General features: G+C 58.3%; 4 protein-coding genes and 1 pseudogene. 1 reads left to right on the top strand and 4 read right to left on the bottom strand.

Annotated elements, in window-relative coordinates; genetic code table 11:
* Positions 1-141, top strand: a pseudogene (locus tag ACLQ7H_RS17185) (HTH-type transcriptional activator IlvY); the annotation flags it as partial.
* Here ACLQ7H_RS17185 and ACLQ7H_RS17180 read toward each other — a convergent pair.
* The 4 genes from ACLQ7H_RS17180 to ACLQ7H_RS17165 all read right to left on the bottom strand — a co-directional run.
* A complete protein-coding gene (locus ACLQ7H_RS17180; RefSeq protein WP_411753709.1) occupies positions 136-837 on the bottom strand; it encodes a DUF2461 domain-containing protein in 702 nt (233 codons plus the stop codon). The pseudogene ACLQ7H_RS17185 and the gene ACLQ7H_RS17180 overlap by 6 nt on opposite strands.
* A gap of 21 nt (positions 838-858) precedes the next feature.
* A complete protein-coding gene (gene ilvA, locus ACLQ7H_RS17175; RefSeq protein ID WP_121608346.1) occupies positions 859-2,403 on the bottom strand; it encodes a threonine ammonia-lyase, biosynthetic in 1,545 nt (514 codons plus the stop codon).
* 5 nt (positions 2,404-2,408) lie between these two features.
* Positions 2,409-4,259, bottom strand: coding sequence for a dihydroxy-acid dehydratase (gene ilvD, locus ACLQ7H_RS17170; RefSeq protein WP_021181822.1), 1,851 nt, complete (start codon positions 4,257-4,259; stop codon positions 2,409-2,411).
* 68 nt (positions 4,260-4,327) lie between these two features.
* Positions 4,328-4,611 (bottom strand): aminotransferase class IV (locus tag ACLQ7H_RS17165; RefSeq protein ID WP_411753708.1); only part of this gene is annotated, 284 nt, incomplete at its 5' end.

The raw sequence follows: 4,611 nt of genomic DNA, 5'->3' as shown, positions 1-4,611 counted from the left end.
AATAGCCCGGAGCCAGTTCGCAACCGCATTTCTCAGTTGGAGAATATCTCGATGGTCGAACCGTTCGAACTGGGGGTCTGCGTGCCGAAAAAACGCCTCAACGAACCGCTGATTGAGGCGTTCTGGCGTTTGCTCTCATAAATCCGCAGGGTCGATCTGCTTCATCGCTTCCACCTGCATCAGCCACTGATACAGCGGCTCCAACTGCTGGAAACTCTGCGTAAGGGTAGCGACCAGATCGGCGCTGAACAGCTTTTCCACCTGATTATCCGTGGCCATCACCGCGAAGGATTTGCGGTTGTACCAGGTGGCAATCTCCGGTGCCTGCTCCTTCACTAACGGGCGCTTATAGCTTTCCCCCACCAGTTCAAACGGCGCGCGACAGCACTCGGCCACCTCCAAAAACGGCTGTGGCCTGCGCAGCAGAGTATGGCGAAACAGATCCATGGTGGCTTTGTCGGCGCTGTAATAACCCAGGCCATAACGCAGCATGTCTGGCCCCAGCTCAAAGAAGTACACCGGTGCCAGCTTCCAGTCTTTGCTTGGCCGCTTGAAGGTCAGCCACATGCGGCTACGATAACGGGATTTATCATGGGAAAAACGCGTGTCGCGATGAATACGCGACAGCGTTTTACCAATAACCGGACGGGTTTCAAACTGTGGGTCAATCATCAGCATCGCAGGACTCAGTGCATCCGCCAGCGAACGGAACGGCGTTAACAGCTCACGGTCATACACGCCCCGATTAGCGTCAAACCACTCTTTGTCGTTCTCGATCCGCACCTGTTGCAGGAAGTCCAGCCCTTGTTGGCTGAACCCGGTGAACTCATTACTCATACGCTATCCTTGTCGCCGATGTTAGCCCTGCAGAAAGAAACGGAAGGCCGGGTTGTCGGTCTCATCATGGCAGTCGTAACCCAATGCCTGCAGGTGTTGCTCAAATTCTGGCTCGGTCTGCGAAAGCTCAAACCCTGCCAGCACGCGACCAAAATCGGTGCCGTGGCTGCGATAGTGGAACAGCGAAATATTCCAGTGCGTGCCCAGCGTTTGCAGGAACTTGAGCAGAGCACCCGGTGACTCTGGGAACTCAAAGCTATACAGACGCTCACGCAGCGGTTTCGAAGGCCGCCCGCCGACCATGTAGCGCACGTGCAGTTTCGCCATCTCATCATCGGACAGATCCACCACTTGATAGCCATCACGGTTCAGCTCATCGATGATTTCCAGCCGCTCGGTATGGCCTCTGGTCAGGCGGACCCCGACAAAGATGCAGGCGTTGTCAGCATCGGCATAGCGGTAGTTGAACTCGGTAACCGCACGGCCACCCAACAGCTGGCAGAACTTCAGGAAGCTGCCCTTCTGTTCTGGAATGGTCACCGCCAGCAGCGCTTCGCGTTGTTCGCCCAATTCGCAACGTTCGGAAACGTACCGCAGGCCGTGGAAATTCACGTTGGCACCGGAAAGCACGTGGGCCAGTCGCTCACCCTGAATATTGTGCTGCTGCACGTATTTTTTCAGCCCAGCCAACGCCAGTGCGCCAGAAGGTTCGGCGATGGCCCGCACGTCTTCGAACAAATCTTTCACCGCTGCGCAGATCGCATCGCTGTCTACGGTGATCACGTCATCCAGGTATTCACGGCACAGGCGGAAGGTTTCATCACCGATGCGCTTGACCGCTACGCCTTCGGCAAACAGCCCAACGCGCGCCAGATCGACCGGCTGCCCGGCATCCAGCGCTGCACGCAGACAGGCCGAATCCTGGGCTTCCACGCCAATCACTTTGATTTGCGGCATCAGTTGCTTGATCAGCACCGCCACCCCGGCCGCCAGACCGCCACCGCCAACCGGGACAAACACCCGGTCCAGGTGCGCGTCCTGCTGTAACAGCTCCATCGCCAAAGTGCCCTGCCCGGCAATCACTGCCGGGTGATCAAACGGGGGCACGAAGGTCATGCCCTGTTGCTGCGAAAGCTCAATCGCCTTGACCTTGGCTTCGTCGAAGTTGGCACCGTGCAGCAATACCTCACCACCGAAGCCACGCACCGCATCAACCTTGATATCCGCCGTCGACACCGGCATCACGATCAGGGTTTTGATCCCCAAACGGTTGCCGGAAAAGGCGACGCCCTGCGCATGGTTGCCCGCAGAGGCCGTGACCACGCCACGCGCCCTCTGCTCTTCATCCAGGCTGGCAATCATCGCGTAAGCCCCGCGCAGCTTAAAGCTGTGCACCGGCTGGCGATCTTCGCGCTTCACTAGAATGGTATTGCCGAGGCGCGCAGAGATCTTGCCCATGGTCTGTAACGGGGTGACCTGAGCCACCTCATAAACCGGCGAGCGGAGCACCGCTCGCAAATATTCGGCGCCGCAGGGGGCGTCGGGTAGGGGTTGTGATACCGCCATGGTGGTTAGCCTCCCAGCTTGCTCTTGTCCCGCACTGCGCCTTTATCAGCACTGGTGGCCAGCGTAGCGTAAGCACGTAACGCATAAGATACCTGGCGCTCACGCGCTTTCGGTGTCCAGGCCGCATCACCCCGTGCCAGTTCCGCCTCACGGCGGGCAGCCAGTACGCTCTCCGGCACATCCAGTACCATGCTGCGTTTCGGGATATCGATATCGATCATGTCCCCTTCTTCCACCAGCGCAATCAGGCCACCGCTGGCCGCTTCCGGCGAAACGTGACCAATGGATAAACCGGAGGTGCCGCCAGAGAAGCGGCCATCGGTGATCAGCGCACAGGCCTTGCCCAGGCCCATCGATTTCAGATAGGTGGTTGGGTAGAGCATTTCCTGCATGCCCGGCCCGCCTTTTGGCCCTTCATAGCGGATCACCACTACGTCGCCTGCCACCACTTTACCGCCCAGGATCGCCTCAACGGCCGTATCCTGGCTCTCATAAACTTTGGCTGGCCCACGGAAGGTCAGGTTGTCTTTATCCACGCCAGCGGTTTTAACGATGCTGCCGTCTTCGGCCATGTTGCCATACAGCACCGCCAGGCCACCTTCCAAGCTGAAGGCGTTTTCCAAGGAGCGGATACAGCCATCGGCACGATCGTTGTCCAGCGTGTCCCAACGGCAATCCTGTGAGAATGCCTGGGTAGTACGGATACCTGCCGGGCCTGCGCGGAACATTTTCTTCACGGCCTCATCCTGGGTCAGCATGATGTCGTATTTTTCCAAGGTCTCTGGCAGCTTCATCCCCAGGATGTTATCCACATCGCGGTTCATCAGCCCGGCGCGATCCAGCTCGCCAAGAATGGCCAGTACGCCACCGGCACGGTGTACGTCTTCCATATGGTATTTCTGAGTGCTTGGCGCCACCTTGCACAGGTGTGGCACTTTGCGGGACAGGCGATCGATATCCGCCATGGCGAAGTCGATCTCGCCTTCCTGCGCTGCCGCCAACAGGTGCAGCACGGTATTGGTGGAGCCCCCCATCGCAATGTCCAGAGTCATCGCATTTTCGAACGCGGCCTTGTTGGCGATGCTGCGTGGCAGCGCGCTCTCATCGTCCTGCTCGTAGTAACGCTTGGTCAGTTCGACGATGCGTTTACCGGCGTTCAGGAACAGGTCTTTACGATCGGCGTGGGTCGCCAGCAGCGAGCCGTTGCCCGGTTGAGACAGGCCTAACGCTTCGGTGAGACAGTTCATAGAGTTGGCGGTAAACATCCCGGAGCAGGAACCGCAGGTTGGGCAAGCGGAACGTTCGATCTGCGCGCTGTCGGCGTCGCTGACGTTCGGGTTAGCACCCTGGATCATCGCATCGATCAGGTCCAGCTTGATGATTTTGTCGGAAAGCTTGGTTTTACCGGCTTCCATCGGGCCGCCGGAGACGAAGATCACCGGAATATTCAGGCGCAATGACGCCATCAGCATCCCTGGGGTGATTTTGTCGCAGTTGGAGATACACACCATCGCATCGGCGCAGTGGGCATTCACCATATACTCCACCGAGTCAGCAATCAGCTCGCGCGACGGCAGAGAATAGAGCATGCCGCCGTGGCCCATGGCGATCCCGTCATCCACCGCAATGGTGTTGAACTCTTTGGCAACGCCGCCGGAGGCTTCGATCTGTTCTGCAACCAACTTGCCCAGGTCGCGCAGGTGCACATGGCCCGGCACAAACTGGGTGAAGGAGTTGACCACCGCAATAATCGGTTTGCCGAAATCGTCGTCGGTCATCCCGGTCGCGCGCCATAATGCGCGGGCACCCGCCATGTTGCGGCCGTGGGTGGTGGTGGCGGAACGGTACTTAGGCATGCTCTTCACTCCAAAAAATAATCGTTTTACGAGCGGCGAACGAACCGCTCGTTTAGTGTTGTCTGTCGTTATTGGTTTACCGGATCCAACCAGCCGTACTTGTCTTCGGTTTTGCCGCTAAACAGGCCAAAGAACGCCTGCTGGATCTGCTTGGTAATTGGGCCGCACTTGCCGATCCCCACCTGAATACCATCCACGCTACGAACCGGCGTGATTTCCGCCGCGGTGCCGGACATAAACACTTCGTCCGCCAGATACAGAGACTCACGGGAAAGCACTTGCTCGCGCACTTCGAAGCCCATGTCTTTTGCCAGCTTGATGATCGCGTCACGCGTGATACCAGGCAGGGCAG

The organism is Serratia sp. (in: enterobacteria), assembly GCF_046715635.1.
Classification (GTDB): Bacteria; Pseudomonadota; Gammaproteobacteria; order Enterobacterales; family Enterobacteriaceae; genus Chania.
Note: the sequence above shows the minus strand (reverse complement) of the source record. Positions and strands in the feature narration are given on the sequence as shown.